Raw genomic sequence first — 26,314 nt, forward strand, 5'->3', positions numbered from 1 at the left:
CTCGTTGGCTAGGCATTTAAGGGAGGGACTATATAACAGCGCGCCCCGTGTAGTCGCGGTCGAGGCACGACGGCTGCGATCGATGGTCGCCTCTCGACGCCTTCGTGCCTCAACAGCGACTACGCCAGCCATCCTCCGGTTACAATGCCGCCCCCTTAAGGAGCCTGCATGTCGTCTTCCCTGCTTGCCGACTGGCGCGACCGCCTCACCCATCGCCGGGTTTGGGCGCTGGCGGCGCCGATGATTTTGTCCAATATTTCTGTGCCGCTGGTGGCGCTGGTCGACAGCACGGTCATCGGCCACTTGCCCCACGCCCATCAATTGGGCGCCGTCGCCGTGGGCGCCAGCCTGTATGTGTTCCTAGCCTGGATGATGGGCTTTTTGCGCATGGGCACCACCGGTTTCGCCGCCCAGGCCGCCGGGCGCGGAGACGGTACGGCGTTGCGGCAAATTTTGTTGCAAGGCTTGTCTCTTAGCGTGTTGCTCTCCCTGTTTCTGGGGGCCATTGCGATTCCGTTCAGCGGGGTCGCGCTGAGCGTGATGCAGCCCTCAGCCGAGCTGCACGCGTTGACGCTGGATTTCTTCCACACACACCTGTTTGGCTTGCCCGGTGCGTTGGCCACGTATGCGTTGGTCGGCTGGTTTTTGGGCACGCAAAACGCGCGGGCACCGCTGGCGATTTTGCTCACCACCAACCTGGTGAACATCGCCCTGAACCTGTGGTTTGTCCTGGGGCTGGACTGGGGCGTGGTCGGTTCGGCGCGCGCCTCGGTGATTGCCGAGTGGAGCGGCGCCCTGCTCGGCCTGTGGCTGACTCGCGGCGCACTGCGCCGGTTTCCGGGCACGGTGGTGTGGGCCGCGCTGCGGGTGTGGCACAACTGGAAACCGCTGCTGGGGGTCAACCGCGACATTTTCATCCGCAGCCTGATGCTGCAATCGGTGTTCTTCCTCATCACCTTGCAAGGTGCGCGACTGGGCGATGCCACGGTGGCGGCCAATGCGCTGCTGCTCAACGGTTTGCTGTTGGCGGCGCATGCGCTGGACGGTTTGGCGCATGCCGTAGAAGCCCTGTGCGGCCACGCCATCGGCGCCCGCGATCGCACCGCCTTGCGCCGCTCGATGGTGGTGGCCAGCGGTTGGTCGCTGATTGCCAGCGCAGGGTTTGCGGTGCTGTTTTTGTTCGGCGGGCATTTGTTTATCGCCATGCAGACCGACATCCCGAGCGTGCGCGACACGGCCTTCCAGTACGTGCCGTACCTGGCGCTGTTGCCGCTGATCGCGGTGTGGAGTTACTTGCTGGACGGGTTGTTTATTGGCGCCACCCGTGCCCGTGAAATGCGTAACGCGATGGTGATCAGCGTGATCATCGCCCTGCCCGTCGCCTGGGCGTTGCACCAGTATGGCAATCACGGGCTGTGGATAAGTTTTCTGCTGTTCATGGTGCTGCGCAGCGTCACGCTGGGTGCGTATGCATGGCACATGCAGCGCAAAGACGAATGGTTCCATCCCCGCTAATCAGCGCACTTCGCCAGCGCCTGCGCAAAACAAAAACGCCGCCCAATGGGCGGCGTTTTCAAGGCGTGGCGAAACTTACGAAGACAGGTACGACGAACGCGTCAGGCCCAGGCGCAAGGCGTCCAGGTACTGGGCGCGCTCTTTGACGCTGATGTTGGCGCTGGCCACTTTGTCACGGTAGTGGTTCATCAACTCCTCGGGCGACAAGTGCACGTAGCGCAGCATGTCTTCGATGGTGTCGTGGGTCTCGATACCGGCGTGGTACACGCTGCCGTCAGCGTTCTGGTAGATGTTCACCGAGTCGGTGTCACCGAACAGGTTGTGCATGTCACCGAGAATTTCCTGATAAGCGCCCACCAGGAAGATGCCCAGCAAGTAGTCTTCGCCTTCATTCAGGCTGTGGACCGGCAAGCTGGTCTCGATGCTTTGCTCGTCGACGTATTGCTTGATCTTGCCATCAGAGTCGCAGGTCAAATCTTGCAGCACGGCACGGCGCAGCGGCTCTTCGTTCAAACGGTGCAACGGCAAAATCGGCAGTACCTGGCCAATTGCCCAGGTGTCCGGCAGGCTCTGGAACACCGAGAAGTTGCAGATGTACTTGTCGGCCAGCTTGTCATTGAGTTCGTCCAGCACTTGGCGGTGCGAACGCTGACGCGCTTTCAAGGAGTTGTGCAGGCGACGGCAAACGGCGAAGTAGCACTGCTCAGCCAAGGCTTTTTCAGCCAGGGATATCTTGCCGTCTGCGTACTGGGCGGCAATGTCACTCATGTAGTGCGTGGCACGCCAGTAGGTTTCGGTGACCATTTCAATGTCGGTCGGGCCCAGCAGGTCCACCAGCCATTGCACGGTTTCAGGCAGGCTTTCTTTGTTCTCGATGAGCGGCACGTCGTCGTTGTGTTTTTCGACGTCGGTCACTTGCACCACCAGCATGGCGTGGTGCGCGGTCAGGGAGCGGCCGCTTTCAGAAAAGATGTTGGGATGCGGCAGGTTTTGCGCGTCGCAGAACTCTTTGAGCATGCCGACCACAACACCGGCGTAATCGTCCATGTCGTAGTTGATCGAGCTGGCGTTGCGCGAGTGCGTGCCGTCGTAATCCACGCCCAGACCGCCGCCCACGTCGATGTGGTCTACCGGCAGGCCGAGGTTGCGCAGCTCGCCATAGTAGCGAATCGCTTCTTTGAAGCCGTGCTGATAGTCAGCCAGGTTGGCGATCTGCGACCCCATGTGAAAGTGCAGCAGGCGAATGCCTTGGTCCAGACCGGCGGCGCGGAAGCGCTCAACCACCGACAACAGCTGCGCCGCCGACAAACCAAACTTGGATTTCTCGCCGCCGGTGTCTGCCCACTTGCTGGAGGCCAGGGACGACAGGCGCACGCGCAGGCCCACTTGTGGCTTGACCTTGAGCGAGGCCGCCTCTTCGATCACCAGGTCCACTTCGGACTCTTTCTCGATCACGATGAACACGTTGTGACCCAACTTCTGGCCCATCAGCGCCAGACGAATGAACTCGCGGTCCTTGTAACCGTTGCACACGATGGTGCCGCCTTTAGGGGCCAGCGCCAGCACGGCCAGCAGCTCAGGCTTGGAGCCGGCTTCAAGGCCAATCGACACGTCTTTGGTGGCGATGATGTTTTCGATCACCGCCTCTTGCTGGTTCACCTTGATCGGGTACAGCGCGGTGTACTTGCTCTGGTATTCCAGACGCTCGATGTTGGCATCGAAAGCGCCGGTCAGCTGGCGTACACGGTCTTGCAGGATATCCGGGAAACGCACCAGTAACGGCAAGGACAAACCGCTGCTTTTACGCAGTTCGTCGACTTGCTCGTACAGATCGATGGGCGAGCTGTTCGGGCCGTTCGGACGGACTTCTACGCGACCGGCTTCATTGATCGCGAAATACCCGGCCCCCCAATGGCGAATCCCGTAAACACTGCGGCTGTCCGCAACTGTCCATTGGCTGCCATCGTCTTTGCGTGTGCGTCGTACGGACATCGAAGTCCCCTATAAATAAGTCAAATAGCCCAGCCTGAAGGCAAGCTGGCGCAGTCTAAAGCGTGAATATGAAGATTCGTCTGCACAGGGGTAGACCCTGATCACAGCGTGGAGTTTAGAAACCCGTCGTAACAGGCTCTGTGAAAACCATGGCCAGCGGTGACTGTCAGTCCGGAGGGGCAACAGCCTGGCTCAGCGGTGGTTTTCACAGAGGCTGCTAGCCGCCGGACTTCTTGGCTTTAAACCCGAGTTTGACCAATTCGGCTAACAGCAGATCAACGTGCTCGCCCTGGATCTCGATGATGCCGTCTTTCAACGCACCACCGGTGCCACAGCGTTTTTTCAACGTAGTGGCCAGGTCTTTGAGGGCGTCTTCAGCCAGCGGCACACCGGTGATGGTGGTCACGGTCTTGCCGCCACGGCCTTTGCTTTCGCGGCGCACGCGAGCAATGCCGTCACCTTCGGGGATGCGGGTTTGTTTGCAGGTACAGGCGTCCACCGGCTGACGACAGTCCGGACAGTGACGACCTGCGTCGGTGGAAAATACCAAGCCACCAAGGGCGGCGAAGGATGCGGCTTTTTTGGCCACCGGCAATCCTCTAGATGGAGGACGAAAAATTGGCCAGCACATGACGCGGGAGCATCAGGGGTTACCGACCGCGAAGCCCCACTCTGGCAGGGGCAGCGCAACTCAGGCGGCGAACCGCTTGAGCCTGAAAAGGTCGCGCAGTGTAACGACAAAATCGCCGGTGCCCAAGAGCCAATCAGCGGCAATTTACAAACGTTTTCACACCACGGCGCCTGCGCCTACGAAGAATTTTTTCGGGTCTGGACCAGGTAACGTTTGAGCGCCGCCAGTGAGTCAGGGCAGTACGACTGGATTTTACTAAGGAACAACGCCTTGCCCACCGAAATAAAGCGGGCGCTTTGCACTTCTTCAGGCTGGATCTGCAACGGCCCGTCCCAGATGGCTGAAAACACCGCACACCACAGGTGATTATTCGCACTGTCAAAGTAGAAACGCTCATGGGCGATCAATGGCACGCCGCTGACACCCAGCTCTTCTTGCAGCTCACGGGCAGCCGAGTCGGCGTAGCTTTCATCCGCCCCCACCATGCCGCCCGCCGCCACGTCCCAGTAGCCGGGGTACAGCGCCTTGCTCAGCGTGCGCTGATGCACGCACAGCTCACCCGCCGAATTGAATAACAGTATGAACGTGCCGCGCCCGATTAAACCTCGATCACGCAGTTCGGCACGAGGCAAGACACCCAGTAACCGGTCTTCACGATCGACCCAGGCGACTTGCTCGGCATCAGAGGCCGCACGGTGCGCGGCCTCCAAGGCTGAAGTAGCCATCACTTATCCTTGTGAGAGCAATTGACGAAGGTCCATGACCGCCGCGTTGGCGCGGGAGATGTAGTTGGCCATGACCAACGAATGGTTGGCCAACATGCCATAACCGCTGCCATTGAGAATCATCGGGCTCCAGACAGGCTCTTGTGCTGCTTCCAGCTCGCGAATGATCTGACGGACACTGACCGTTGCATTCTTTTTAGCCAACACGTCGGCAAAGTCAACTTCGATGGCGCGCAACAGGTGCGACAACGCCCACGCTTGACCGCGTGCTTCATAGAACACGTTGTCGATCTGCATCCACGGTGTTTCGACGATTTCTTCATCCACCACCGGCACTTGGCCCGGTTGCAAGGACTCGGTTTTCAGCGTGCTATTGAGCTTGACCCGGCCCACACTGGCCGACAGGCGCTGCGACAACGAACCCAAACGCGTGCCCACATCACCCAGCCAGTTGTTCAGGTTGTCGGCACGGGCATAGAACAGTGCGTTTTTCTGGTTCGGGTCGGACAGGCGCGCCTGGTAGCGGCTCAGCGAGTTGATGCCTTCCTGATACTCAGACTCGCTGGACGGCAGCATCCAGCTCTTGTTGTCGAAGTTGAAGCGTGGCTCGGCCTTGGCCAAATCCGCATCTTCGGCCGACTGCGACTGCGAGCGGGCGAAGTCTTTGCGCAAGGCGCGGGTCAGGTCACGCACTTGCACCAGCACGCCGTATTCCCAGCTCGGGATGTTGTCGAGCAGCACGCCTGGCGGAAAGCGGTCATTAGACAAATAGCCGCCCGGCTTGTTGAGCAGCGTACCGGCCACGGTTTTGAGGGTTTCAACCGTGGTGAACCCCGGCACCATTTGCTTGCCGTCACGGTCAGCCGCCTGCTGGGCATTTTGCTGCACAGGGAACAGGTCAGGCTCCTGGCTCCAATACCAGCCAAAGCCCAGGCATACCAGCACATACACGCCCAACAGCGTCGCGATTGAGCGGCTTAGCAAGATGCTTTTGAAATAGCCACGCGGCGCTGTTTTGGTCTCTTTGACCGATTCGCGGGCGCTGCCCTCACGTTTTTTCCAGTCCAGCATGGCTATATCCTTTCGATTACTGAATTCAACGGTTCGACCACAACCCTAACCCATCGTGCCTTCGGTGCCTGCTTTAAATCGCCTGCACGTTGATCTGCAACAAGACGGTCTGGTGGCGCGAGCGGCACTATAAATCATGCTCGCGACGCTGCCACACCCATCGCAACGATTAAAAATGGCACGCTGACAGTTAATTTCAAGCGGGGACTCGTGCATTTTGAAAGAGGTGCTAGCATAGAGCCACCAGTCGAACCTCAGCATGCCCCCTCACGCAGCAGTCAGGATATGACCGAGCAAGAAGACCCTAGCCGCGAGCGCCTAAAGAACCACTTTGCCCAACGGGTCATCCACCAGGCACGTCAAATTCTTGAGATCTGGCAACGCTTGCAAGGTAACGAGTGGTCCCCGCCAGACCTGGCCGAACTCAGCGAGGCGAATCAACGCCTGCTGCGCTTTGCCGAACGCTTTGAACAACCCGAGCACTCACAACTGGCCGGCGCCATCAGCGACGCACTGCAACACGTTGATGCCAATGGTGGGCGGTTGAGCAGCACGCTGATTAGCGACCTCAACCGTTTGATGCAGCGCCTGTCGCGCACCGGTTTGCGCCACGGCGATCAACTGGAGCAGACGTTCCTGCCGCCGCTGCGCAAACCCGTCTACATCTTGTTGCAAGACCTTGACCGTGCTGAACGGTTGGCTAAACAGCTGGATTTCTTTGGCCTGGGCGCGCAATCAATCTCCAGCGTCAAGGCGTTTCGCAGTGCGATGGTCGAACGCTTGCCGGCCGCGATTGTGATGGACGTGGACTTCAGTGGCGCAAACCTAGGCCTGGAGCTGGCGGCACAAGCCCAACTGGGCCTGGAGCAAAAGCTGCCCCTGTTATTTTTCAGCCTGCACGAAACCGACACCCCGACCCGTCTGGCGGCCGTGCGCGCAGGCGGGCAAGAGTTCCTGACCGGCACCCTCGAAGCCTCCAGCCTGATGGAAAAAATCGAGGTACTGACCTGCGTGGCGCAGTACGAACCGTACAAAGTGCTGATCATCGACGATTCAAGGGCGCAAGCGCTGCACACCGAGCGCCTGCTCAACAGCGCCGGCATCGTCACCCGCACCCTCATCGAACCGATTCAGGCGATGGCTGAACTGGCGGATTTTCAGCCCGACCTGATCATCCTAGACATGTACATGCCCGCCTGCACCGGCACCGAACTGGCCAAGGTGATCCGCCACAATGATCGCTACGTCAGCGTGCCGATCATTTACTTGTCGGCCGAAGACGATCTGGACAAGCAACTGGACGCCATGAGCGAGGGCGGCGACGACTTTTTGACCAAGCCGATCAAGCCGCGCCATTTGATTACCACCGTGCGCAACCGGGCTGCCCGTGCGCGCCACCTTAAAGCGCGCATGGTGCGTGACAGCCTCACCGGCCTGTACAACCACACTCACATTCTGCAACTGCTCGAAGACTGCACCTTTCGCGCACGCCGCGAAGACCGTCCGCTGAGCTTTGCGATGATCGACATCGACCATTTCAAACGGGTCAACGACTCCTACGGCCACCCAATGGGCGACCGCGTGATCAAAAGCCTGGCGCTGTTTCTCAAACAACGCCTGCGCAAGACCGATTTCATTGGCCGTTACGGCGGCGAGGAATTCGCCATCGTCATGCCTGACACGGATCAGGAGGCCGCGCACAAAGTGCTGAACACCATTCGCCAGCGCTTTGCCGAAATCCATTACCCGGCGCAACCGACCGATCTGTGCTGCACGTTCAGCGCAGGCGTGGTTGAACTCAAGGACGACACTGACGGCCTGATCATGGCCTCGCAGGCGGACGAAGCGCTGTACCGCGCCAAAAATAATGGACGCAATCTGGTCGAGCGCTACCACCCGACAAGGCCAATTGCCACTATTTGCATGGAATTGCAGGATTCCGTCACATCGCTGTAACGCCAGTGCAATAACTTCAGCCGCTTCTCAATGCGTCGTAGGCAAAATCCCACATGCGCCTGAAGCTGCTTACCAACCTCAATACGGCGTTGCTGGTCGCCGTCTGCCTCGCTCTCGGCGCTACGTTGTGGTGGTCGCAACACGCGCTGGAGCGGCCATTTTTATTGATGGAGCGTTACGTCAACCTGTCACAGCAGTTCCAGAATCAGGTCGCGCGCAATATTGAAGATTATTTGGCCAGCGGCGATGCCCTGCGTTTAAGCGATGCCACGACGGCGCTCGACACGCTGAAAACCGAGTTAGCCCCCTTACCGCCCGCACTGGCCAGCGCCTTGCGCCCCAGCCTTGAAAGCCTGAGCACCTACAGCAACAGCGAGCTGCTGGCGGCGGGCAAACTGGCCGGCGACCCGCAAGCGTTGCTGATTCAGGCCGAGCGCGAGCTAGGCGCCACTCTGGAGCAACTCGCCCAGTACGCCAGCCAAGGCTCAGCCCCCGCCGCACAGGACTATTTAAGCCCTCTGGTTAAGGCGTTTCAGCACGTGGCCACGTTATCGCTGAGCCGCGAAAAACTGGTGAGCAGCGGGCGCAGTGAACTGGCCTCTGACGTGGAACGCGAGTTGGCAACTCTCCAGGCTCAAGCCCACACCCTCGACGCACTGCCCTTGCTCGGCGTCAGTGCCAAAAGCGCCTCGGCCAGCGATGATTTTGCCGCCCTGATGGGGCTTGAGTCCCAACAGAGCGGGCAAGCAGAGGACGCTGCTGTCAGCCTCAAGCGCGAGCTCAATAATCTGCTGAACCGCTACCCTGGCGAACTTAAACGCACGCAAACACAAATCGAACAACGCACACAACTGGCCGCAGCCACCCATGTGAAACTGGACGCGGTGCAACAGGCCATTGCCGGGCTTGAGCCGGTGGTGCGCGCCGAACACGGGCAGATCCAGCAAGAAGTGCGGTTGATTCAAGCCGTGATGATTGCCCTCATCCTGCTGATCGCGCTGTTGATCGACACCCTGCAACGCAAGCTGGCCAAGGTACTGACGCACCTGGCGCCGATGCTCGGGACGTGGGCGCAAGGGGACTTCAGCCGCGATATTCAACTGGGCAACACCAACCGCGAGTTGCACGACATTCAGGCTTCACTCAATCGGCTGCGCACGTATCTGGTCAATCTGGTCGGCACCTTGCGCGTAAACGCCGAACAAGTGGCGGGCAGCAGCCAAACCTTGGCCGAACTGAGCAACGGGCTGCACAGTGGCGCCGAACGGCAAGCGGGGGACACGGCTCAAATCCGCGATGCGCTGGGCGAACTGGAAGCCACGATTTCTCAAGTCGCCGGGGACGCCAGCCAAGCGGCCGATGCCAGCCGCAGTGCCGGACTGGCCGTGGCGCAGGGTCAGCGCGTGATCGGTCAAAGCCTGACCGGCCTGCATGCGCTGGTGGGCGAGGTGCAAGGCAACGCGCAAATGATCGAGCAGTTGGCCGAAGAGTCCGCCACGATTGGCGGCGTGTTGACGGTGATTCGCTCGATTGCCGACCAAACCAACCTGTTGGCGCTCAACGCCGCAATTGAAGCCGCCCGCGCAGGCGAGATGGGCCGCGGCTTTGCCGTGGTGGCCGAAGAAGTGCGCACCTTGGCGCAGCGCACAGCTGGCGCCACCGGGGAAATTCAAACCTTGATCGGCGGGCTGCAAGCAGCCGCGCGCCAATCGGTAGAAGGCATGCGCGCCCAAGTGGTACACGCACAGGCGACAGCACAACAGGCTCAGGCAGCGGACGGCGCACTGGATGAAATCGTCGGGGCGATTGCCACCATCGCTGACACCGCGGTGCGCATTGCCGACGTTACCGCGCAGCAGAGTGGCGCGGTCAGTGAGATCCGCGATCACAGTGAACGCATTCACCAATTGGGCGACGACAACCTGCAACGCATCAGCCAGGGCCGTGATCAGGGCGAACGTTTGCTGGTGCTGGGCGGCGAGCTGAACGCCGCCGTCCAAGCGTTTCGGGTGTGACCCCGTAGCCGCGCGACCGACGGCGAAGCGCTCGTAACGGCCACAGGTGTACGTGCTCGAAGCTGACCTGCACAGTGTTTCTCAGTCCGTTATCATGGCCGCACGTTTGATTTGCGAGATCACTATGCGCCGCCTGCTTTTGCTTATGTGTTTACTCTTCGCCGTGCCAGCCCTGGGCGCGGGGTTGCTGGATAACCGACCCAGCGCCACGCTGGGGGCGATCAATAACAGCCGCGATTTCCTGCCGGTCAGCGAGGCGTTCAAGCTCAACCTGATCCAGAGCACCCCTGAAAACATCAAGCTGCGCTTTGTACCGACCGACGGTTATTACCTGTACCAACACCGTTTCGCGTTCAAGGCCGAGCCTGACGATGTGGCTCTTGGCCCGGTGCAATTGCCGCCTGGCGAACCCAAGCATGATGAGTATTTCGGCGATGTGCAGGTCTATCACGGCATCGTTGACGTGGACGTGCCACGTGCGGCCAACGATCCACGGGCGTTCACGCTGGTGGTCACCTATCAAGGCTGCGCCGACAAGGGCTTGTGCTACCCGCCCGAAACAGTGCGCCTGAATATTGAAGGCACGCCAGCCGCCGACACCGCCACTCCCGGCGCCCCGACTGCGTCCTGGAGCTGGCGCGAGCTGGCGATCTTTTTCCTGGCGGGGCTGGGCCTGACCTTTACCCCGTGCGTGCTGCCCATGCTGCCGATTCTGTCGGGGGTGGTGTTGCGCGGCCAGGTCGGCGGGTGGCGCGGTTTCAGTCTGTCGCTGGCTTACGTGCTGCCAATGGCTGCCTGCTTTGCCCTGCTCGGCGCGCTGATGGGCATGTTCGGCGCTCAGCTCAATCTGCAAGCCCGCTTGCAGTCCGCCTGGGTGCTGGTGCCGTTCGCGATGTTTTTTGCGGTGTTTGCGCTGGCGATGTTTGGCGTGTTCGAACTCAAACTGCCACGCGCCCTCAGCAATCGCCTGGACCGTGTGGCCAATAACACCCAAGGCGGCTCGTTGTGGGGCGCCGCCGTACTGGGTGTGGTCTCCAGCTTGCTGGTATCGCCTTGCGTGTCGGCGCCGCTGGCCGGTGCGCTGCTGTATATCAGCGCCAGTGGCGATGCATTGGGCGGCGGCTTGAAGTTGCTCGTGTTAGGGCTGGGCATGGGCACTCCGCTGGTGATCGTGGCCACCGGCGGCGCGGCCTGGCTGCCTAAAAGCGGACCGTGGCTGGTCACGGTGAAAAATGCCATTGGCGTGTTGCTGCTGGGCTTGGCCATCGGCCTGCTCAGCCGCGTTCTGCCCGGCCCGGCCACCTTGCTGTTGGTCGGTTTTCTGGCCGCCGGGGTGAGCCTGTTTCTCGGCACGCTGGAATTTATCGACAAGTCCCCTCGCCAGCGTCTTGCGCAATTGGTGGGCCTCTTCCTGCTGGTTTATGCGCTCATGTGTTGGTATGGCGCATTAAGCGGCCAGGGCGATCCCCTCAAACCTGGACCTGGCCAGCCCCCTAGCACAACCCAGGGCAGCGCCGCACAACCCGCCAGCCAATGGCTCACTGTCAGCACCCCGGCACAGCTTGACGCCGCACTGGCCCAAGCCAAAGCCGCAGGGCAACCGCTGTTGCTCGACTGGTACGCCGACTGGTGCATCAGTTGCAAAGTAATTGAGCACGAGGTGCTGAACAACCCGCGTGTGCTGGACTTACTCAAAGGCTATCAACTGGTGCGTTTCGACATCACCGCCAGCAACCCCGAGCAACGCGCCCTGCTCGACCGCTACCAACTGTTCGGGCCTCCTGCGCTGATGTTCTTTGACAAAAAGGGCTCAGAAATCAGTGACCAACGGGTCATTGGCGAGATCAATGCACAAGACTTCGCCGAACGTGTCGTCAAGGCGAATGACCAGATCTAGCAGCTGAGTCACAAACTTTGCGCGAACATCGGTCATCGTGCTGGCTATTGCAGTTAACTGGACAGCGATTATGCTTTTGGGCATAGTCGCCCGGCACTGACAACTGCACACAGATAATAAGGAACAGCACATGGCGACTTTCCTGGTGCTACACGGCCCCAACCTGAACTTGCTCGGCACCCGCGAGCCGGGCGTCTACGGCGCCACGACGCTGGCGCAGATCAATCAGGATCTGGAACAACGGGCCCGCGAAGCCGGTCACCATTTGCTCTACCTGCAAAGCAATGCCGAGTATGAATTGATCGACCGGATTCACGCTGCACGCGATGAAGGCGTGGATTTTATTTTGATCAACCCGGCGGCGTTCACCCACACCAGCGTGGCATTACGTGACGCGCTGCTGGCGGTGAGCATCCCATTCATCGAAGTGCATTTGTCTAACGTGCACAAACGCGAACCTTTCCGCCATCACTCCTACTTCTCCGACGTTGCGGTAGGTGTGATCTGCGGCCTTGGCGCCAGCGGTTATCGACTGGCCTTGGAGGCCGCCCTGGAACAGCTTGAACTACAAGCTAAACGCCCCTGACCGACCCATTGGGAGTTGACGATTCATGGATATCCGTAAAGTTAAGAAACTGATCGAACTGCTGGAAGAGTCCGGCATCGACGAGCTGGAAATTAAAGAAGGCGAAGAGTCGGTACGCATCAGCCGCCACAGCAAGACTCCTGCTCAGCAGTTCTACGCCCCGGCTCCAATGCAAGCGCCTGCCGCAGCGCCAGTGGCTGTTGCTCCGGTTGCCACCGTGACTGAAGCCCCTGCTGCACCAAAACTGAACGGTTTTGTGGTCAAGTCGCCAATGGTCGGTACGTTCTACCGCACCCCGGCGCCTACCTCGCCTGCCTTCGTTGAAGTGGGCCAGACCGTCAAGGTCGGCGACACCATTTGCATCGTTGAAGCGATGAAAATGATGAACCACATCACCGCTGAAAAAGCCGGTGTTATCGAGTCCATCCTGGTAGAAAACGGTCAGCCGGTTGAGTTCGACCAACCGCTGTTCACCATCGTTTGAACCACGGGGAGCCAACGATGTTGAAGCCTCAGAAGAAGCTGGAAAAAGTCCTGATCGCCAACCGTGGCGAGATTGCTTTGCGCATCCTGCGGGCGTGCAAAGAAATGGGGATCAAGACGGTCGCGGTGTACTCAACTGCCGACAAAGAGCTGATGCACCTGGGCCTGGCTGACGAAACCGTCTGCATTGGTCCGGCACCGGCCAACCTGTCTTACCTGCACATTCCGGCCATCATCGCGGCCGCTGAAGTGACCGGCGCCACGGCGATTCACCCAGGCTATGGCTTTTTGGCTGAAAACGCCGATTTTGCCGAGCAAGTCGAAAAATCCGGCTTTGCCTTCATCGGCCCTAAAGCTGACACCATTCGCCTGATGGGCGACAAGGTATCGGCCAAGCACGCCATGATTGCTGCGGGTGTACCTACGGTTCCAGGTTCTGACGGCCCACTGCCTGAAGACGAAGAAACCGCGCTGCGTATTGGCCGTGAAGTCGGCTACCCGGTGATCATCAAAGCCGCTGGCGGCGGCGGTGGTCGCGGCATGCGCGTTGTACACCGCGAAGAAGACCTGATCGAAGCGGCCAAGCAGACTCGCGAAGAAGCGGGCGCCTGGTTCAGCAACCCGATGGTCTACCTCGAAAAATACCTGACCAACCCACGTCACGTGGAAGTCCAGGTTATTTCTGATGGCCAGGGCAATGCGATCCACCTGGGCGACCGCGATTGCTCGCTGCAACGTCGTCACCAGAAGGTACTCGAAGAAGCGCCCGCACCGGGCATCGACGAAACCGCACGCGCCGAAGTGCTGGCTCGCTGCGTAAAAGCATGCGTGGACATCAACTACCGTGGCGCGGGCACCTTCGAGTTCCTGTACGAAAATGGTCGCTTCTACTTCATCGAGATGAACACTCGCGTGCAAGTAGAGCACCCGGTGTCCGAAATGGTCACTGGCATCGACATCGTTAAAGAGATGTTGAGCATCGCCGCCGGTAACACGCTGTCCTTCACCCAGGCTGACGTGAACATTCACGGTCACTCGCTGGAATGCCGGATCAACGCTGAAGACCCGGCGACGTTCATGCCCAGCCCAGGCATGGTCAAGCACTTCCACGCACCGGGTGGCAATGGCGTTCGCGTCGACTCGCACCTGTACAGCGGCTACAAGGTTCCGTCCAGCTACGACTCCCTGATCGGCAAGCTGATCACGTGGGGTTCGACCCGTGACGAAGCCATGGCGCGCATGCGCAATGCCCTGGACGAAATCGTGGTCGACGGGATCAAAACCAACATCCCGCTGCACCGCGATCTGGTGAATGACGAAGGCTTCTGCAAAGGCGGCGTCAACATTCACTACCTGGAACACAAACTGGCTAACCAGTAAGTTTGTGCCCTGATCAACAAAGCCGCTTTCGAGCGGCTTTGTTGTGTCTGGCAATCGCAAAAATCGCAGGCTGCGATCTGTTGAGCGTTAAAAGATCGCAGCCAGCACCCGCTTCTACCCATATTCTGCGATTACCGTCAGCAGCGTTTTTCATCGCTTTTGATTACCCGTCACGCCCCTGCTCGCGTAAACTTGCGCGCTTCTCGCAGCCCGACGGCTGCACACTTCTATTTTTCAAAGGTGCCCGCCATGCCTTGGCTGCAAGTACGCCTCGCCATCAGCCCGGAACAAGCCGAAACCTACGAAGACGCGTTCCTCGAAGTCGGTGCCGTTTCGGTCACGTTCATGGATGCCGAAGACCAACCGATCTTCGAACCTGAACTCAATACCACGCCACTGTGGTCGCACACCCATTTGCTGGCACTGTTCGAGGGCGGCACCGAAGCCGAACTCGTGCTGTCCCATCTGGCACTGCTGACCGGCTCACCACTGCCAGAACACCACGCCGAAGTCATCGAAGACCAGGACTGGGAGCGCAGCTGGATGGACAACTTCCACCCGATGCGTTTCGGTCAGCGCCTGTGGATCGTGCCAAGCTGGCACGCCGCACCGGAGCCGGGCGCGGTGAACCTGCTGCTTGATCCGGGCCTGGCCTTCGGCACTGGCACCCACCCCACGACCGCGCTGTGCCTTGAGTGGCTCGACGGCCAGGACCTCAAGGACTGCAACGTGCTGGACTTCGGTTGCGGCTCGGGCATTTTGGCCATTGCGGCCCTGCTGCTGGGCGCCAAAGAAGCCGTCGGCACCGACATTGACGTGCAGGCGCTCGAAGCCTCACGCGACAACGCCGGCCGCAACAACATCGACCCAGCCCTGTTCCCGCTGTACCTGCCGCAAGACTTGCCGCACGTACAGGCTGACGTGCTGGTCGCCAACATTCTGGCTGGACCGCTGGTCGCACTGGCGCCTCAACTGTCCAGCCTGGTGAAACCGGGTGGCCGTCTGGCACTCTCCGGCATCCTCGCTGAACAAGGCGATGAAGTGGCCGCGGCCTACGCTCAAGACTTTGATCTGGACCCTATCGCCAATCGCGATGGCTGGGTGCGCATCAGTGGTCGTCGGCGCTAGAATGCACGCCTGTCTAACCCGGATGGCCGCATGAGCGATAGCTTCGTAACACAGTGCCCCCATTGCCAAACCAGCTTTCGCGTCAGCCATTCTCAATTGAGCATGGCCCGTGGAGTGGTGCGCTGTGGCGCCTGCCTGCAAGTGTTCAATGCCGCACAGCAATTGCTCAACAAGAGCACTGAAACAGAGCAGCAGCCTGTCGCTGCCGCCCCTGTTGCTGTCGTGCCCGAGGCCGTCGAGCCACCCACCAGGCCCGAGCCGATCAGCCAGACGCAATGGCAGGCAGGCGAACTCGACCTCGAGCATCTGGATCTGGACAAAGAGCTGGCCAAGCTTGAGGAGCTGGAAATTCAGCCCAGCAAAAGCTTTGGCCAGCCGCACACACCTAAAGAAGACACGCTGAGTGCGCACCGCGAAAGCGACACCGGCGAAGACAACCCTTGGCCCGACAGCCTGTTCAGCGACTCGGCCGCAGAGCGCGCCGACACCTCGGCATTGGCGCAAACACCGGCTGAGCCGACGAAACCCGGTCGCACCGAGCCGTCACTGTCACGCGATCTCGAGGAGTCCGATGACACGCCGCCCCTTGAGCATTCGCGGCAAGAGGAGCAAATGCCGCCGCTGAGGCCTATGTCCGCTGTGGATGACGATGACGACGACGAGCCAATCGCCGCGCCGCCTGTCACCAAGGGCAAACGCAAGCGTAACGAACCGGGTGTACGCGAAGAACTGCTCCAGGACTTGGTCGATGACCCGCTGCAACTGGATTGGCAAAAGCGCAGTACGCCGTGGGGCAAGCGTCTGCTGTGGCTATTGCTGGCGTTATTGGCTGGCGCCGCACTGGCCGGGCAATACATCGCGGGCCACTTCGAAGAGCTGGCCCGACAAGACCAATATCGCCCGCTGTTTCAGCAACTGTGCCCGACGCTCGGCTGCACCGTGCCGTCCAAAGTCGACATTGATCGCATCAAAAGCAGCAACCTGGTGGTGCGCAGCCACCCAGAGTTCACCGGTGCGCTGGTGGTGGACGCGATCCTGTACAACCGCGCGCCGTTCTCGCAACCCTTCCCGCTGCTGGAACTGCGCTTCGCTGACCTGAACGGCAAAATGATCGCCAGTCGTCGCTTCAAACCCGGCGAATACTTGGGCGGCGACCTGGCCAAACAAGCCGAAATGCCGCCCCAGACGCCAATCCATATCGCCCTGGACATCCTCGACCCAGGTCCGAAAGCCGTGAACTACAGCCTGAGTTTTCATTCCCCGGAATGATCCCCTGCGCGCCTGGTGGCAAACGACACGCCTGAAGGTTGTCGTTTGCCATTGGCTTTATGCCTAAATTGTTCAAAAAACATCCAACCCAGCCTTTATCCAGTCATCGAGAGCGGGTATCATGCCAACCCTTTTTCGAACTCCCAAGATCCGGCCCCACAACAGGGAAGTCCTATGTCGGCGGTACGCATCGGCCCATATACATTGCACAACGGTTTGATTCTCGCCCCTATGGCGGGAGTCACCGACCAGCCCTTTCGTCAGCTTTGTCGACGGATGGGCGCAGGCCTGGTTGTTTCGGAAATGGTCACCAGCGACATGAGTCTCTGGAACAGTCGTAAATCGCGCCTGCGCATGATTCACGACGGTGATCCCGAGCCGCGCTCGGTACAGATCGCCGGCGGTGATGCGCAAATGCTGGCAGACGCCGCCAGGGCCAATGTGGAACTGGGCGCACAGATCATTGATATCAACATGGGTTGCCCGGCAAAAAAGGTCTGCAACAAGGCCGCCGGTTCCGCCTTACTGAAAGACGAAGCATTGGTGAACGAGATCCTGCAAGCCGTTGTGGCTGCGGTTGATGTGCCGGTCACCTTGAAAATCCGTACCGGCTGGGACCGGGACAACAAAAACGGCCTTACGGTGGCCAAGATCGCCGAACAGGCAGGCATTACAGCACTGGCGGTACACGGCAGAACCCGTGCCGACCTTTACACCGGCGAAGCCGAATACGACACCATCGCCGCGATCAAGCAGGCCGTGTCGATACCGGTCTTTGCCAACGGCGACATCGATTCACCCCACAAAGCCCGGCATGTGTTGCACGCGACCGGCGCTGATGGACTATTAATTGGCAGGGCGGCTCAAGGGCGGCCCTGGATTTTCCGCGAAGTTGATCATTTTCTGCGAACCGGCCAGCTGTTGCCGGCACCGCCGATGAGCGAAGTGGAACGTATTCTGCTAGAGCATCTGGCCGCCTTGCATGCCTTCTATGGGGAGGTATTGGGCGTACGTATTGCCCGCAAGCATGTCGGCTGGTATCTCGCAACCTTGCCGGGCGCCAAGGAGTTTCGCGCCCACTTCAATCGTTTAGAAGACACGGAAGCACAATGCGCCAACGTTCAGGCGTTTTTCGCCGAACGACACAAGAGCCTGGGGACAGGGGACGAAGGATGGGTGGCCGCATGACGATGATGACCGAGACATTAGTGAGTGGAACAACGCCCGTGAGCGACAACGTCAATTTGAAACAGCACCTCAATACGCCGAGCGAAGAAGGCCAGACCCTTCGCGGGAGTGTCGAAAAGGCGCTGCACAACTATTTCGCCCACTTGGAGGGCGCTGAAGTCACGGACGTATACAACCTGGTACTTTCCGAAGTCGAGGCCCCCCTGCTCGAGTGCGTCATGAACTACGTCAAGGGCAACCAGACCAAAGCCTCCGAGATGCTGGGCCTCAACCGCGGCACGCTGCGCAAAAAACTCAAACAGTACGATCTGCTGTAAGCATTCAATCAAACCTGAAAGGCGTCCTCGTAAAACGGGCCGCCTTTTTTGCTGACTCCTTTGCTTTTGATGGAAATCGAGATGACCGATCAGACTACCCGCCTGCCGATCCGCCGCGCTTTAATCAGCGTTTCCGACAAAACCGGAATCCTTGATTTCGCCCGTGAACTGGAAGCCCTCGGCGTCGAGATCCTGTCCACTGGCGGTACGTTCAAGTTGCTGCAAGACAACGGCGTGGCCGCAGTTGAAGTCGCCGATTACACCGGCTTCGCGGAAATGATGGACGGTCGGGTGAAAACCCTGCATCCCAAAATCCACGGCGGCATCCTGGGCCGTCGCGGCATTGACGACGACATCATGAACGAGCACGGCATCAAGCCGATCGACCTGGTCGCGGTCAACCTCTACCCGTTCGAAGCCACCATCAACAAGCCGGGTTGCGACCTGCCTACCGCCATCGAGAACATCGACATCGGCGGCCCGACCATGGTCCGTTCGGCGGCTAAAAACCACAAAGACGTGGCCATCGTGGTTAACGCCAGCGATTACGCCAACGTGCTGCAAAACCTCAAAGCCGGCGGCCTGACCTACGCTCAGCGTTTCGACCTGATGCTCAAGGCCTTCGAACACACCGCTGCCTACGACGGCATGATCGCCAACTACCTGGGCACCGTGAACCAGGCCGCCCAAACCTTGAGCACTGAAGACCGCGGCCAATTCCCGCGCACCTTCAACAGCCAGTTCATCAAGGCGCAAGAAATGCGCTACGGCGAGAACCCGCACCAGAAAGCGGCGTTCTACGTTGAAGCCAAGCCTGCCGAAGTCAGCATCGCTACCGCGACTCAGCTGCAAGGCAAAGAGCTGTCGTTCAACAACGTGGCCGACACCGACGCTGCGCTGGAATGTGTGAAAAGCTTCGTCAAACCGGCGTGTGTGATCGTCAAGCACGCCAACCCGTGCGGCGTAGCCGTCAGCCCGGACGCCGAAGGCGGCATCCGCCAGGCTTACGAACTGGCGTATGCCACCGACACCGAGTCCGCATTCGGCGGCATCATCGCCTTCAACCGCGAGCTGGACGCCGAAACGGCCAAGGCCATCGTTGAGCGTCAATTCGTTGAAGTCATCATCGCCCCGTCCGTAAGCGCCGAAGCACGCGCCATCGTCGCCGCCAAAGCCAATGTACGCTTGCTGGCCTGTGGTGAGTGGAGCGCAGATCGCGTACCGGCATGGGACTTCAAGCGCGTCAACGGTGGTTTGCTGGTGCAAAGCCGTGACATCGAAATGATCGGCAGCGAAGACCTCAAAGTCGTCACCCAGCGCGCACCCACCGAGCAAGAGATCAACGACCTGATCTTCGCCTGGAAAGTGGCCAAGTACGTGAAGTCCAATGCGATCGTTTACGCCAAGGGCCGTCAAACCATCGGCGTGGGCGCGGGCCAGATGAGCCGCGTAAACTCGGCGCGCATTGCGGCCATCAAGGCCGAACACGCGGGCCTGCAAGTGCAAGGCGCGGTCATGGCGTCGGACGCTTTCTTCCCGTTCCGTGACGGTATCGACAACGCCGCCAAAGCCGGTATCACGGCCGTGATCCAGCCGGGCGGCTCGATGCGTGACAACGAAGTGATTGCAGCCGCCGACGAAGCAGGTATTGCCATGGTGTTCACCGGCATGCGCCACTTCCGTCATTAAGCATTATTGAAGGCGCCGCATAGTCTGTAGCCGCTGCCGCAGGCTGCGATAAGACCCGAAGGGTCTTCAGCGATCTAAACATCCTGCAACCGCTTCGCGGTTGATCGCAGCCTGCGGCAGCGGCTACAGAGCCTGACGTGCGCCCCACAGAATTCAGCGTCATCCGAGGTTTTTGAAATGAATGTTTTGATCATTGGCAGCGGTGGCCGCGAACACGCACTGGCCTGGAAAGTAGCTCAGGACCCCCGTGTCGCCAAAGTATTCGTTGCCCCTGGCAACGCCGGCACCGCCACCGAAGCCAAGTGCGAGAACGTCGCCATCGACGTGCTGGCCCTTGAACAGTTGGCCGACTTCGCCGAGAAGAACGTTTCCCTGACCATCGTCGGCCCCGAGGTGCCATTGGTAGCGGGCGTGGTCGATCTGTTCCGCGCCCGTGGTCTGGACTGCTTCGGCCCGACCGCTGGCGCTGCCCAGCTCGAAGGCTCCAAAGCGTTCACCAAAGATTTCCTGGCGCGTCACAAGATCCCGACCGCCGACTACCAGAACTTCACCGAAATCGAACCGGCGCTGGCGTATCTGCAAAAAGTCGGCGCGCCGATCGTGATCAAGGCTGATGGCCTGGCCGCCGGTAAAGGCGTCATCGTTGCCATGACCCTGACCGAAGCCGAAGACGCTGTGCGCGACATGCTCGCGGGCAATGCGTTCGGCGACGCCGGTTCGCGCGTGGTGATCGAAGAATTCCTCGATGGCGAAGAAGCCAGCTTTATCGTGATGGTCGACGGCAAGAACGTGCTGCCAATGGCCACCAGCCAGGACCACAAACGCGTCGGCGACGGCGACACCGGTCCCAACACCGGCGGCATGGGGGCTTACTCCCCTGCCCCGGTGGTCACCGCACACGTTCACCAACGTGTGATGGACCTGGTGATCTGGCCGACCGTGCGCGGCATGGCTGAAGAAGGCAATGTCTACACGGGTTTCCTGTACGCAGGGCTAATGATCGACAAAGCCGGCAACCCGAAAGTCATCGAATTCAACTGCCGCTTTGGCGACCCCGAAACCCAACCGGTGATGTTGCGTCTGCAATCGAGCCTGGTGCTGCTGGTTGAAGCTGCATTGGCTCAAGCACTGGACAAGGTTGAAGCACAATGGGACCCGCGCCCCAGCCTGGGTATCGTTTTGGCAGCAGGCGGCTATCCTGGCGACTACGCTAAAGGCGCGGTCATTCACGGACTGGACGCCGCTGCAAAGCGCGAAGGCAAAGTTTTCCACGCCGGCACGGCGCTGAATGCCGCAGGCGAAGTGGTGACAGCCGGTGGTCGCGTGCTGTGTGCTACGGCGATGGGTGACACGGTCCAGGCCGCTCAGGAGCACGCGTACGCCTTGGCCAAAGCCATCGAGTGGGACGGCTGCTTTTACCGTAACGACATTGGCTACCGCGCCATTGCACGCGAACGCGGTGAAAACAAGGAGTAAGCCATCCTTATGGATAGGCAGGGGTGCCCAACCCTTGCCTAACCATTCCAGCGCCGCGCATAGTTATCATTAGGCTTTATTCTACGAAGGGACTTCGCCGTGCGCTGGCTCAGGATCGCCACAGGTTTTATTGTCAGTTTACTGACCGCCATGCTCATCTTTCTGCCGGCACATGCTGCCCAAGGCAGCAGTTGGTCAGTGCTCTCAGATCCTGAAGGCACCTTGCAAATAAGCGACGTGCGTTCTGCCCGATTTGCCAATCAATTCAGCCCTGTCGAACTCGATCAGCTCAAAGCGGCTGAGGCGGGAGAAGCGTTGTGGGTGCGCTTTCGACTGGTGCCCGACAAACACGAACAAATCCTGCGCGTTTTTGCCCCCGACTTGTCCCGCTTGGACATGTACGTACTTGATGATCAAAAACTGATCAACGAAGTGACAACGGGCAATAATCTGTCCCAAGCCGACAAACCACTCCCCAGCAGTGACTATATGTTGCCGCTGCCTCAAAGCAGTCACACGCTGGATGTGTACTTGCGCATGGTCTCCGATCATCAATTGCGCCCTTACATCACCCTCGACACAGCGGTGATGCTCGCGGCCAATCAGGGCAAGCCTCTGCTCTATGGTTTGTTACTGGGTTGCATGATGATGTTGGTGCTGCACAACCTCACACGTTTTGCGTTCACCCGCTCCATCAGTAGCCTGTGGCTGGCGGTGTGTGAAGGCTTGCTGCTCAGCAGCTCGGCCTTGTTCCTGAACCTGATAGGGCCTTGGCTGCCCGAGTGGCATGGCGCGCAGACACCGGGGGCGTATCTGGCGCTGCTGCTGACCGCACCGTGCGGTTTGATGTTCGCCTACAGTTTTTTCTCGACCCGTGGTCCGCATCCACTCAACCGCCTGCTGCTCGCCGACATTCTGATCATCAGCCTGGGGGGCTTGCTGCTGCTGTTCATTGACAGCCTGCCGCTGAACCTGATGACGTATGCATTCGTCGCCCTGGCCAGCCTGAGCATTTTGCTGGTCTCGGTGTATCACCTGCAAAAAGGCTATCGCCCCGCGCGCTTGTTCGTGATTGCCATTGCGATTTTCAATATTGGCACGCTGGTGATTCTGCCCGCCCTGTTGGGCCTGACGCTGATTGCTCCCCAAGAACTGGTGCTGGCGCTGATGGCCATTGTCTGCATCAGTGGTTTTCTGATGAGCCTGGCCTTGAGCGAACGCAACCGCAGCATCACCGAGGATGCGTTCAGCATCAGCCGCGAACTGGCTGCCAGTAATGCCGAGGTTAATGCCAAAGCCGAGTTTTTGGCCAAAATCAGCCACGAGATTCGCACCCCCATGAACGGCGTTCTGGGCATGACCGAGTTGCTGCTTGGCACACCGCTGTCGGTCAAACAGCGCGATTACGTGCAAACGATCCACAGTGCAGGCAACGAGTTGCTGACACTGATTAACGAAATCCTCGACATCTCCAAACTTGAGTCCGGGCAAATCGAGCTGGACGACGTGCAATTCGATCTCAACGCCCTGATTGACGATTGCCTGAGTATTTTCCGCACCAAGGCCGAACAGCAAAACGTTGAACTCATCAGCTTCATTCAGCCACAAGTGCCGCGCGTCATTAGTGGCGACCCGACTCGCTTGCGGCAAACCTTGCTCAGCCTGCTCGAAAGCGCACTGAAGAAAACCGACGAAGGCGAAATCCTCATCGTGGTTGCCCTCGAAGAGCGAACCGGTCCGCCGCGTCTGCGCATTACGGTTCAGGACTCCGGCCAACCGATGGATGAGCAGGAACGGGATGCACTGCTGCACGCTGAACTGCACAGCAAGAACTTCCTGGCGGCCACTCGCCTGGGCGGACACCTGGGGTTGGTGATTGCCCGCCAGTTAATCATGTTGATGGGCGGTGAGTTCGGCATTAAACCCGGCCTGAGCAAAGGCAGCAGCTTGTGGATGACCCTGCCTCTTGACCCGCAGCATCTGGAGCACCAGACCTCAGACCTGGACAGCCCGCTCAAAGGGGCACGGGTGCTGGTGGTCGACGACAACGACACCTGCCGCAAAGTGCTGGTGCAGCAATGCACCGCGTGGGGCCTTAACGTCAATGCCGCCGCCTCGGGCAAAGAAGCCTTGGCCTTGCTGCGAACCAAAGCTCACTTGCGCGACTATTTCGACATTGTGTTGCTGGACCAGAACATGCCCGGCATGACTGGCATGCAACTGGCCGCCAAGATCAAGGAAGACCCGAGCCTGAACCACGACATTTTGCTGGTCATGCTGACGGGTATCAGCAATGCCCCCAGCAAGATCATTGCGCGTAACTGCGGGATCAAACGCATCCTGGCAAAACCGGTGGCCGGCTATACCCTCAAAACCACCCTCGCCGATGAACTTAGCCAGCGCAACAAAGGGCATGCCACCAGCAAACCCCAGCCTAGCCACCCGGCATTGCCGACGACGGTGCCGAGCGACTTCCGCATTTTGGTGGCCGAAGACAACAGCATTTCCACTAAAGTTATCCGCGGCATGCTGGGCAAACTGAACTTGCAACCCGACACCGCGTGCAACGGCGCCGAGGCACTGAAGGCCATGAAAGCCGAGCGCTACGACCTGGTGCTGATGGATTGTGAGATGCCCGTGCTGGATGGTTTCTCGGCAACCGAACAACTACGCGCGTGGGAAGTCAGCCATCAACGGGTACGTACACCCGTGGTGGCGCTAACCGCCCATATTCTGGCCGAGCACAAGGACCGCGCCCGCCAAGCGGGAATGGACGGCCACATGGCCAAACCGGTTGAGTTATCGCAGTTGCGCGAACTGGTCGAGTATTGGGTGGCGCAGCGTGAGCTGCGTCAATCTCAGATACAGCCTTCCTAGCTACATTACCTGTATGCCTGCCGACAGAGTTCCAACTGCCTGATAGACTTTCGGCGCCTTCCTTCGATGTGAGCTCATACCATGCTCCATGTGCTGTTCAGTGTGTATTTGAAGATGCTGGTGCTCTACAGCCCGTTCTTCGTGCTGTCGTGCTTTATCAGCCTGACGCGTGGCTACTCGAACAAGGAACGCCGCCGCCTGGCCTGGAAGGTCGCCCTCGCGACGTTGATTTCCAGCGTGTTGCTGTACTTGTTTGGACGCACGATTTTCAACGTGTTCGGCATCACCGTGGATGCCTTCCGCATCGGCGCCGGCAGCGTGCTATTCATCTCGGCGCTGGGGATGGCCCAAGGTAAATCAGCCGTGCAAACCGACAACGTTCAGCAAGACGTCACCATCGTGCCGCTGACCATTCCGTTGACGGTTGGCCCGGGCACCATTGGTGCCTTGTTGGTCATGGGCATCAGCCAGCCGCACTGGGACGACAAGCTGATGGCGATTGTCAGTATTGCCCTGGCGAGCCTGACAGTGGGCGTGGTGCTGTACTTGTCCAACCGGATTGAACGCATCCTGGGGGAGCAAGGCTTGCAGATTGTCAGCCGCTTGATGGGCCTTTTTGTGTGTGCGCTGGCTGCACAAATTATCTTTACCGGCGTTAAAGGCTACATGGTGCCTTGAACAAAAAACCGCTGCTCAAGCCCTAGAAGCCAGAGACAGCGGTTCTATTTACAGCTCAACCTCTTTAATCATTGTCGCTGCCCAGTCACCCACTACCTGCTGCACCTCAGTTCGCCGGTTTTCATATACTTTCGGTTCGAACAGAAAACTGCCGCCTTTCGCATTCAACTGCACCAAACTCAACCTTGAGTTAGCCCTTGGAGACGTGCAGGTAAGCTGCAACCCGCACACAAAAATCTGGAACTCACCGTTGCGTGTCATTTCACACGGAACACATTGATAGCGGGTTAAACGCGCCTCACCAGGAGGATTCATCAAGTAACTCAGGGCATCACGTTCCAGGTCCAAAGCAGCAAACATCGCCCCCAAATGCTGAGCCAGGGGCTGGGTACTTTCCATGCCCGCGATCTGCACCTGGTAATCACGCACTTGATGAGCATTGGAGATCAGTAAAGGCCGCTCGACTATATAAGATCTGAGGGTCAAGCCCAGGCTTAACAGCGCATATTGATAATACGACAACCATGCCCAATCTCCGGCCTCAGCCCCCCGATTTGCAAACACGGCGGCATACAAAAGGCAATCCTGAATACCCTGTTTATGGCTTTCGGGCATACCAGGGGTGAACGTGACGAGCGTATCGCCAATTAGAGTTGCGTTCATGGGCTTGTCACCCACGCAACCTGGTTAAGTCAAGCGGCGGGTCCGGCAGCCGCGCTGAGCTCCAGGGCATCACGTATTGCCCTGGCTTATCCCCTAACTTTTTGACCACCGTGCCCCTGAGATTGGCGTAATTACGCCTACTCATCTCATACGAATACGCTTGAAGCTCTAACTTGCTTTCAGGGTCGATCACGAGTGTTTGGTTTAAAAAATCCGTGGCCAATACCGTATGCGTTGTAAAACTTAGCATCAGGGTGTGAATCACTGGCCCCACGCCCATAAGTGCAAACTTCATACACACCTGGAAGCGATCGGGTACAGGGCACTCGGTGCTCTCTAAATGCTCCGTGTGCAAGGGCCACACCGTCTGCTCGCGCCATACATTCAATGCGCGCTCTGAAGGCGGCGAGGTTTTGAGCGAGGCGACCAATGCAACAAACCCAGCCCTCACATCAGCCGTAAAAAGACCGCCACTTTGGTTTGTTACAACGTCGTCAATGCTTAAGGTTTGCACGCCGTCCAAAGCAAAGTAAGGCTCGTTCAGTCTGATCCAGTACACATTGTCCAGCATCGTCTGGCAGGCCTGCTCTCGCTCAAGGTGCTGCGACACTTGTGGGTACTTGGCTCGCGCACTCAACTGTGCCAACAACAATGAATTCGAAACATCAGCTATTTGCTGCGCGGGCATGACGTCCCCCGGCAGCGGCGCTATCACCACGCCTGCATTTACAAAAATGTGTTTAGGTTGCTTAAACATCGAGACGTCCTCGCTGACCCA

General features: G+C 59.2%; 20 protein-coding genes and 1 pseudogene. 15 read left to right on the forward strand and 6 right to left on the reverse strand.

Annotated features, from left to right (window positions below; translation table 11 throughout):
• The first annotated feature begins 168 nt into the window (after window positions 1-168).
• Entirely contained in the window at window positions 169-1,515 is a 1,347-nt protein-coding gene (locus TU86_RS11020; RefSeq protein WP_048364352.1) for an MATE family efflux transporter, read from the forward strand.
• A gap of 75 nt (window positions 1,516-1,590) precedes the next feature.
• Here the strand turns inward: TU86_RS11020 and speA are convergent, their stop codons facing one another.
• The 4 genes from speA to TU86_RS11040 all read right to left on the reverse strand — a co-directional run bounded on the left by speA (window position 1,591) and on the right by TU86_RS11040 (window position 5,934).
• Complete coding sequence (gene speA, locus TU86_RS11025) at window positions 1,591-3,507, reverse strand: arginine decarboxylase (protein WP_048364353.1); 1,917 nt, start codon at window positions 3,505-3,507, stop codon at window positions 1,591-1,593.
• A gap of 217 nt (window positions 3,508-3,724) precedes the next feature.
• Window positions 3,725-4,096, reverse strand: coding sequence for a translation initiation factor Sui1 (locus TU86_RS11030; protein ID WP_048364354.1), 372 nt, complete (start codon window positions 4,094-4,096; stop codon window positions 3,725-3,727).
• Window positions 4,097-4,314: 218 nt separating this feature from the next.
• Entirely contained in the window at window positions 4,315-4,863 is a 549-nt protein-coding gene (locus tag TU86_RS11035) for an NUDIX hydrolase (RefSeq protein WP_048364355.1), read from the reverse strand.
• Window positions 4,864-4,866: 3 nt separating this feature from the next.
• Complete coding sequence (locus tag TU86_RS11040) at window positions 4,867-5,934, reverse strand: DUF2333 family protein (protein WP_048364356.1); 1,068 nt, start codon at window positions 5,932-5,934, stop codon at window positions 4,867-4,869.
• Window positions 5,935-6,219: 285 nt separating this feature from the next.
• On the opposite strand from TU86_RS11040, the gene TU86_RS11045 reads away from it, so the two are divergent.
• The 14 genes and pseudogenes from TU86_RS11045 to TU86_RS11110 all read left to right on the forward strand — a co-directional run bounded on the left by TU86_RS11045 (window position 6,220) and on the right by TU86_RS11110 (window position 24,873).
• Window positions 6,220-7,890, forward strand: a complete 1,671-nt coding sequence (locus TU86_RS11045) for a response regulator (RefSeq protein ID WP_048364357.1) — start codon at window positions 6,220-6,222, stop codon at window positions 7,888-7,890.
• Between the two features lie 1,499 nt (window positions 7,891-9,389).
• A pseudogene (locus TU86_RS23675) lies at window positions 9,390-9,905 on the forward strand (methyl-accepting chemotaxis protein); the annotation flags it as partial.
• 124 nt (window positions 9,906-10,029) lie between these two features.
• Window positions 10,030-11,802 (forward strand): protein-disulfide reductase DsbD, encoded by a 1,773-nt coding sequence (locus TU86_RS11055; RefSeq protein ID WP_048364747.1) that lies wholly within the window; start codon window positions 10,030-10,032, stop codon window positions 11,800-11,802.
• A gap of 130 nt (window positions 11,803-11,932) precedes the next feature.
• Window positions 11,933-12,388, forward strand: coding sequence for a type II 3-dehydroquinate dehydratase (aroQ, locus tag TU86_RS11060; protein ID WP_019408789.1), 456 nt, complete (start codon window positions 11,933-11,935; stop codon window positions 12,386-12,388).
• 25 nt (window positions 12,389-12,413) lie between these two features.
• Window positions 12,414-12,872, forward strand: a complete 459-nt coding sequence (gene accB, locus TU86_RS11065) for an acetyl-CoA carboxylase biotin carboxyl carrier protein (protein WP_003439221.1) — start codon at window positions 12,414-12,416, stop codon at window positions 12,870-12,872.
• 17 nt (window positions 12,873-12,889) lie between these two features.
• Window positions 12,890-14,251: an acetyl-CoA carboxylase biotin carboxylase subunit gene (gene accC / locus TU86_RS11070; protein ID WP_048364359.1), complete on the forward strand. Its 1,362-nt coding sequence runs from the start codon at window positions 12,890-12,892 to the stop codon at window positions 14,249-14,251.
• A gap of 249 nt (window positions 14,252-14,500) precedes the next feature.
• On the forward strand, window positions 14,501-15,379 hold the full coding sequence (gene prmA / locus TU86_RS11075; RefSeq protein ID WP_048364360.1) for a 50S ribosomal protein L11 methyltransferase: 879 nt from the start codon (window positions 14,501-14,503) through the stop codon (window positions 15,377-15,379).
• Between the two features lie 30 nt (window positions 15,380-15,409).
• Window positions 15,410-16,648 (forward strand): DUF3426 domain-containing protein, encoded by a 1,239-nt coding sequence (locus tag TU86_RS11080; RefSeq protein WP_048364361.1) that lies wholly within the window; start codon window positions 15,410-15,412, stop codon window positions 16,646-16,648.
• A gap of 174 nt (window positions 16,649-16,822) precedes the next feature.
• The gene (gene dusB / locus TU86_RS11085) at window positions 16,823-17,836 is read left to right on the forward strand and encodes a tRNA dihydrouridine synthase DusB (protein ID WP_048364362.1); all 1,014 of its coding nucleotides are present in this window, start codon (window positions 16,823-16,825) and stop codon (window positions 17,834-17,836) included.
• Window positions 17,833-18,153, forward strand: coding sequence for a DNA-binding transcriptional regulator Fis (gene fis, locus TU86_RS11090; RefSeq protein WP_019408796.1), 321 nt, complete (start codon window positions 17,833-17,835; stop codon window positions 18,151-18,153). The genes dusB and fis overlap by 4 nt, the downstream gene beginning before the upstream one ends.
• A gap of 81 nt (window positions 18,154-18,234) precedes the next feature.
• Entirely contained in the window at window positions 18,235-19,842 is a 1,608-nt protein-coding gene (gene purH / locus TU86_RS11095; protein WP_048364363.1) for a bifunctional phosphoribosylaminoimidazolecarboxamide formyltransferase/IMP cyclohydrolase, read from the forward strand.
• A gap of 177 nt (window positions 19,843-20,019) precedes the next feature.
• Complete coding sequence (gene purD, locus TU86_RS11100; RefSeq protein WP_048364364.1) at window positions 20,020-21,318, forward strand: phosphoribosylamine--glycine ligase; 1,299 nt, start codon at window positions 20,020-20,022, stop codon at window positions 21,316-21,318.
• Window positions 21,319-21,417: 99 nt separating this feature from the next.
• Window positions 21,418-24,195: a hybrid sensor histidine kinase/response regulator gene (locus TU86_RS11105; protein ID WP_048364365.1), complete on the forward strand. Its 2,778-nt coding sequence runs from the start codon at window positions 21,418-21,420 to the stop codon at window positions 24,193-24,195.
• A gap of 81 nt (window positions 24,196-24,276) precedes the next feature.
• The gene (locus tag TU86_RS11110; protein ID WP_048364366.1) at window positions 24,277-24,873 is read left to right on the forward strand and encodes a MarC family protein; all 597 of its coding nucleotides are present in this window, start codon (window positions 24,277-24,279) and stop codon (window positions 24,871-24,873) included.
• Between the two features lie 48 nt (window positions 24,874-24,921).
• On the opposite strand, the gene TU86_RS11115 is transcribed toward TU86_RS11110, so the two are convergent.
• A complete protein-coding gene (locus TU86_RS11115) occupies window positions 24,922-25,536 on the reverse strand; it encodes a hypothetical protein (protein WP_157395893.1) in 615 nt (204 codons plus the stop codon).
• Window positions 25,537-25,543: 7 nt separating this feature from the next.
• A complete protein-coding gene (locus tag TU86_RS11120) occupies window positions 25,544-26,293 on the reverse strand; it encodes a hypothetical protein (protein ID WP_048364368.1) in 750 nt (249 codons plus the stop codon).
• Window positions 26,294-26,314 lie beyond the last annotated feature (21 nt).

Origin of the sequence: Pseudomonas weihenstephanensis (assembly GCF_001043055.1) — a bacterium.
GTDB classification, from domain to species: domain Bacteria; phylum Pseudomonadota; class Gammaproteobacteria; order Pseudomonadales; family Pseudomonadaceae; genus Aquipseudomonas; species Aquipseudomonas weihenstephanensis.

Coding starts and splice junctions, on each gene's coding strand:
- TU86_RS11120 (WP_048364368.1), bottom strand. CDS start 26,293: ATGTTTAAGCAACCTAAACACATTTTTGTAAATGCAGGCGTGGTGATA.
- TU86_RS11040 (WP_048364356.1), bottom strand. CDS start 5,934: ATGCTGGACTGGAAAAAACGTGAGGGCAGCGCCCGCGAATCGGTCAAA.
- TU86_RS11045 (WP_048364357.1), top strand. CDS start 6,220: ATGACCGAGCAAGAAGACCCTAGCCGCGAGCGCCTAAAGAACCACTTT.
- TU86_RS11055 (WP_048364747.1), top strand. CDS start 10,030: ATGCGCCGCCTGCTTTTGCTTATGTGTTTACTCTTCGCCGTGCCAGCC.
- TU86_RS11020 (WP_048364352.1), top strand. CDS start 169: ATGTCGTCTTCCCTGCTTGCCGACTGGCGCGACCGCCTCACCCATCGC.
- accC (WP_048364359.1), top strand. CDS start 12,890: ATGTTGAAGCCTCAGAAGAAGCTGGAAAAAGTCCTGATCGCCAACCGT.
- speA (WP_048364353.1), bottom strand. CDS start 3,507: ATGTCCGTACGACGCACACGCAAAGACGATGGCAGCCAATGGACAGTT.
- prmA (WP_048364360.1), top strand. CDS start 14,501: ATGCCTTGGCTGCAAGTACGCCTCGCCATCAGCCCGGAACAAGCCGAA.
- purD (WP_048364364.1), top strand. CDS start 20,020: ATGAATGTTTTGATCATTGGCAGCGGTGGCCGCGAACACGCACTGGCC.
- TU86_RS11115 (WP_157395893.1), bottom strand. CDS start 25,536: ATGAACGCAACTCTAATTGGCGATACGCTCGTCACGTTCACCCCTGGT.
- fis (WP_019408796.1), top strand. CDS start 17,833: ATGACGATGATGACCGAGACATTAGTGAGTGGAACAACGCCCGTGAGC.
- TU86_RS11035 (WP_048364355.1), bottom strand. CDS start 4,863: ATGGCTACTTCAGCCTTGGAGGCCGCGCACCGTGCGGCCTCTGATGCC.
- TU86_RS11110 (WP_048364366.1), top strand. CDS start 24,277: ATGCTCCATGTGCTGTTCAGTGTGTATTTGAAGATGCTGGTGCTCTAC.
- dusB (WP_048364362.1), top strand. CDS start 16,823: ATGTCGGCGGTACGCATCGGCCCATATACATTGCACAACGGTTTGATT.
- aroQ (WP_019408789.1), top strand. CDS start 11,933: ATGGCGACTTTCCTGGTGCTACACGGCCCCAACCTGAACTTGCTCGGC.
- TU86_RS11080 (WP_048364361.1), top strand. CDS start 15,410: ATGAGCGATAGCTTCGTAACACAGTGCCCCCATTGCCAAACCAGCTTT.
- purH (WP_048364363.1), top strand. CDS start 18,235: ATGACCGATCAGACTACCCGCCTGCCGATCCGCCGCGCTTTAATCAGC.
- accB (WP_003439221.1), top strand. CDS start 12,414: ATGGATATCCGTAAAGTTAAGAAACTGATCGAACTGCTGGAAGAGTCC.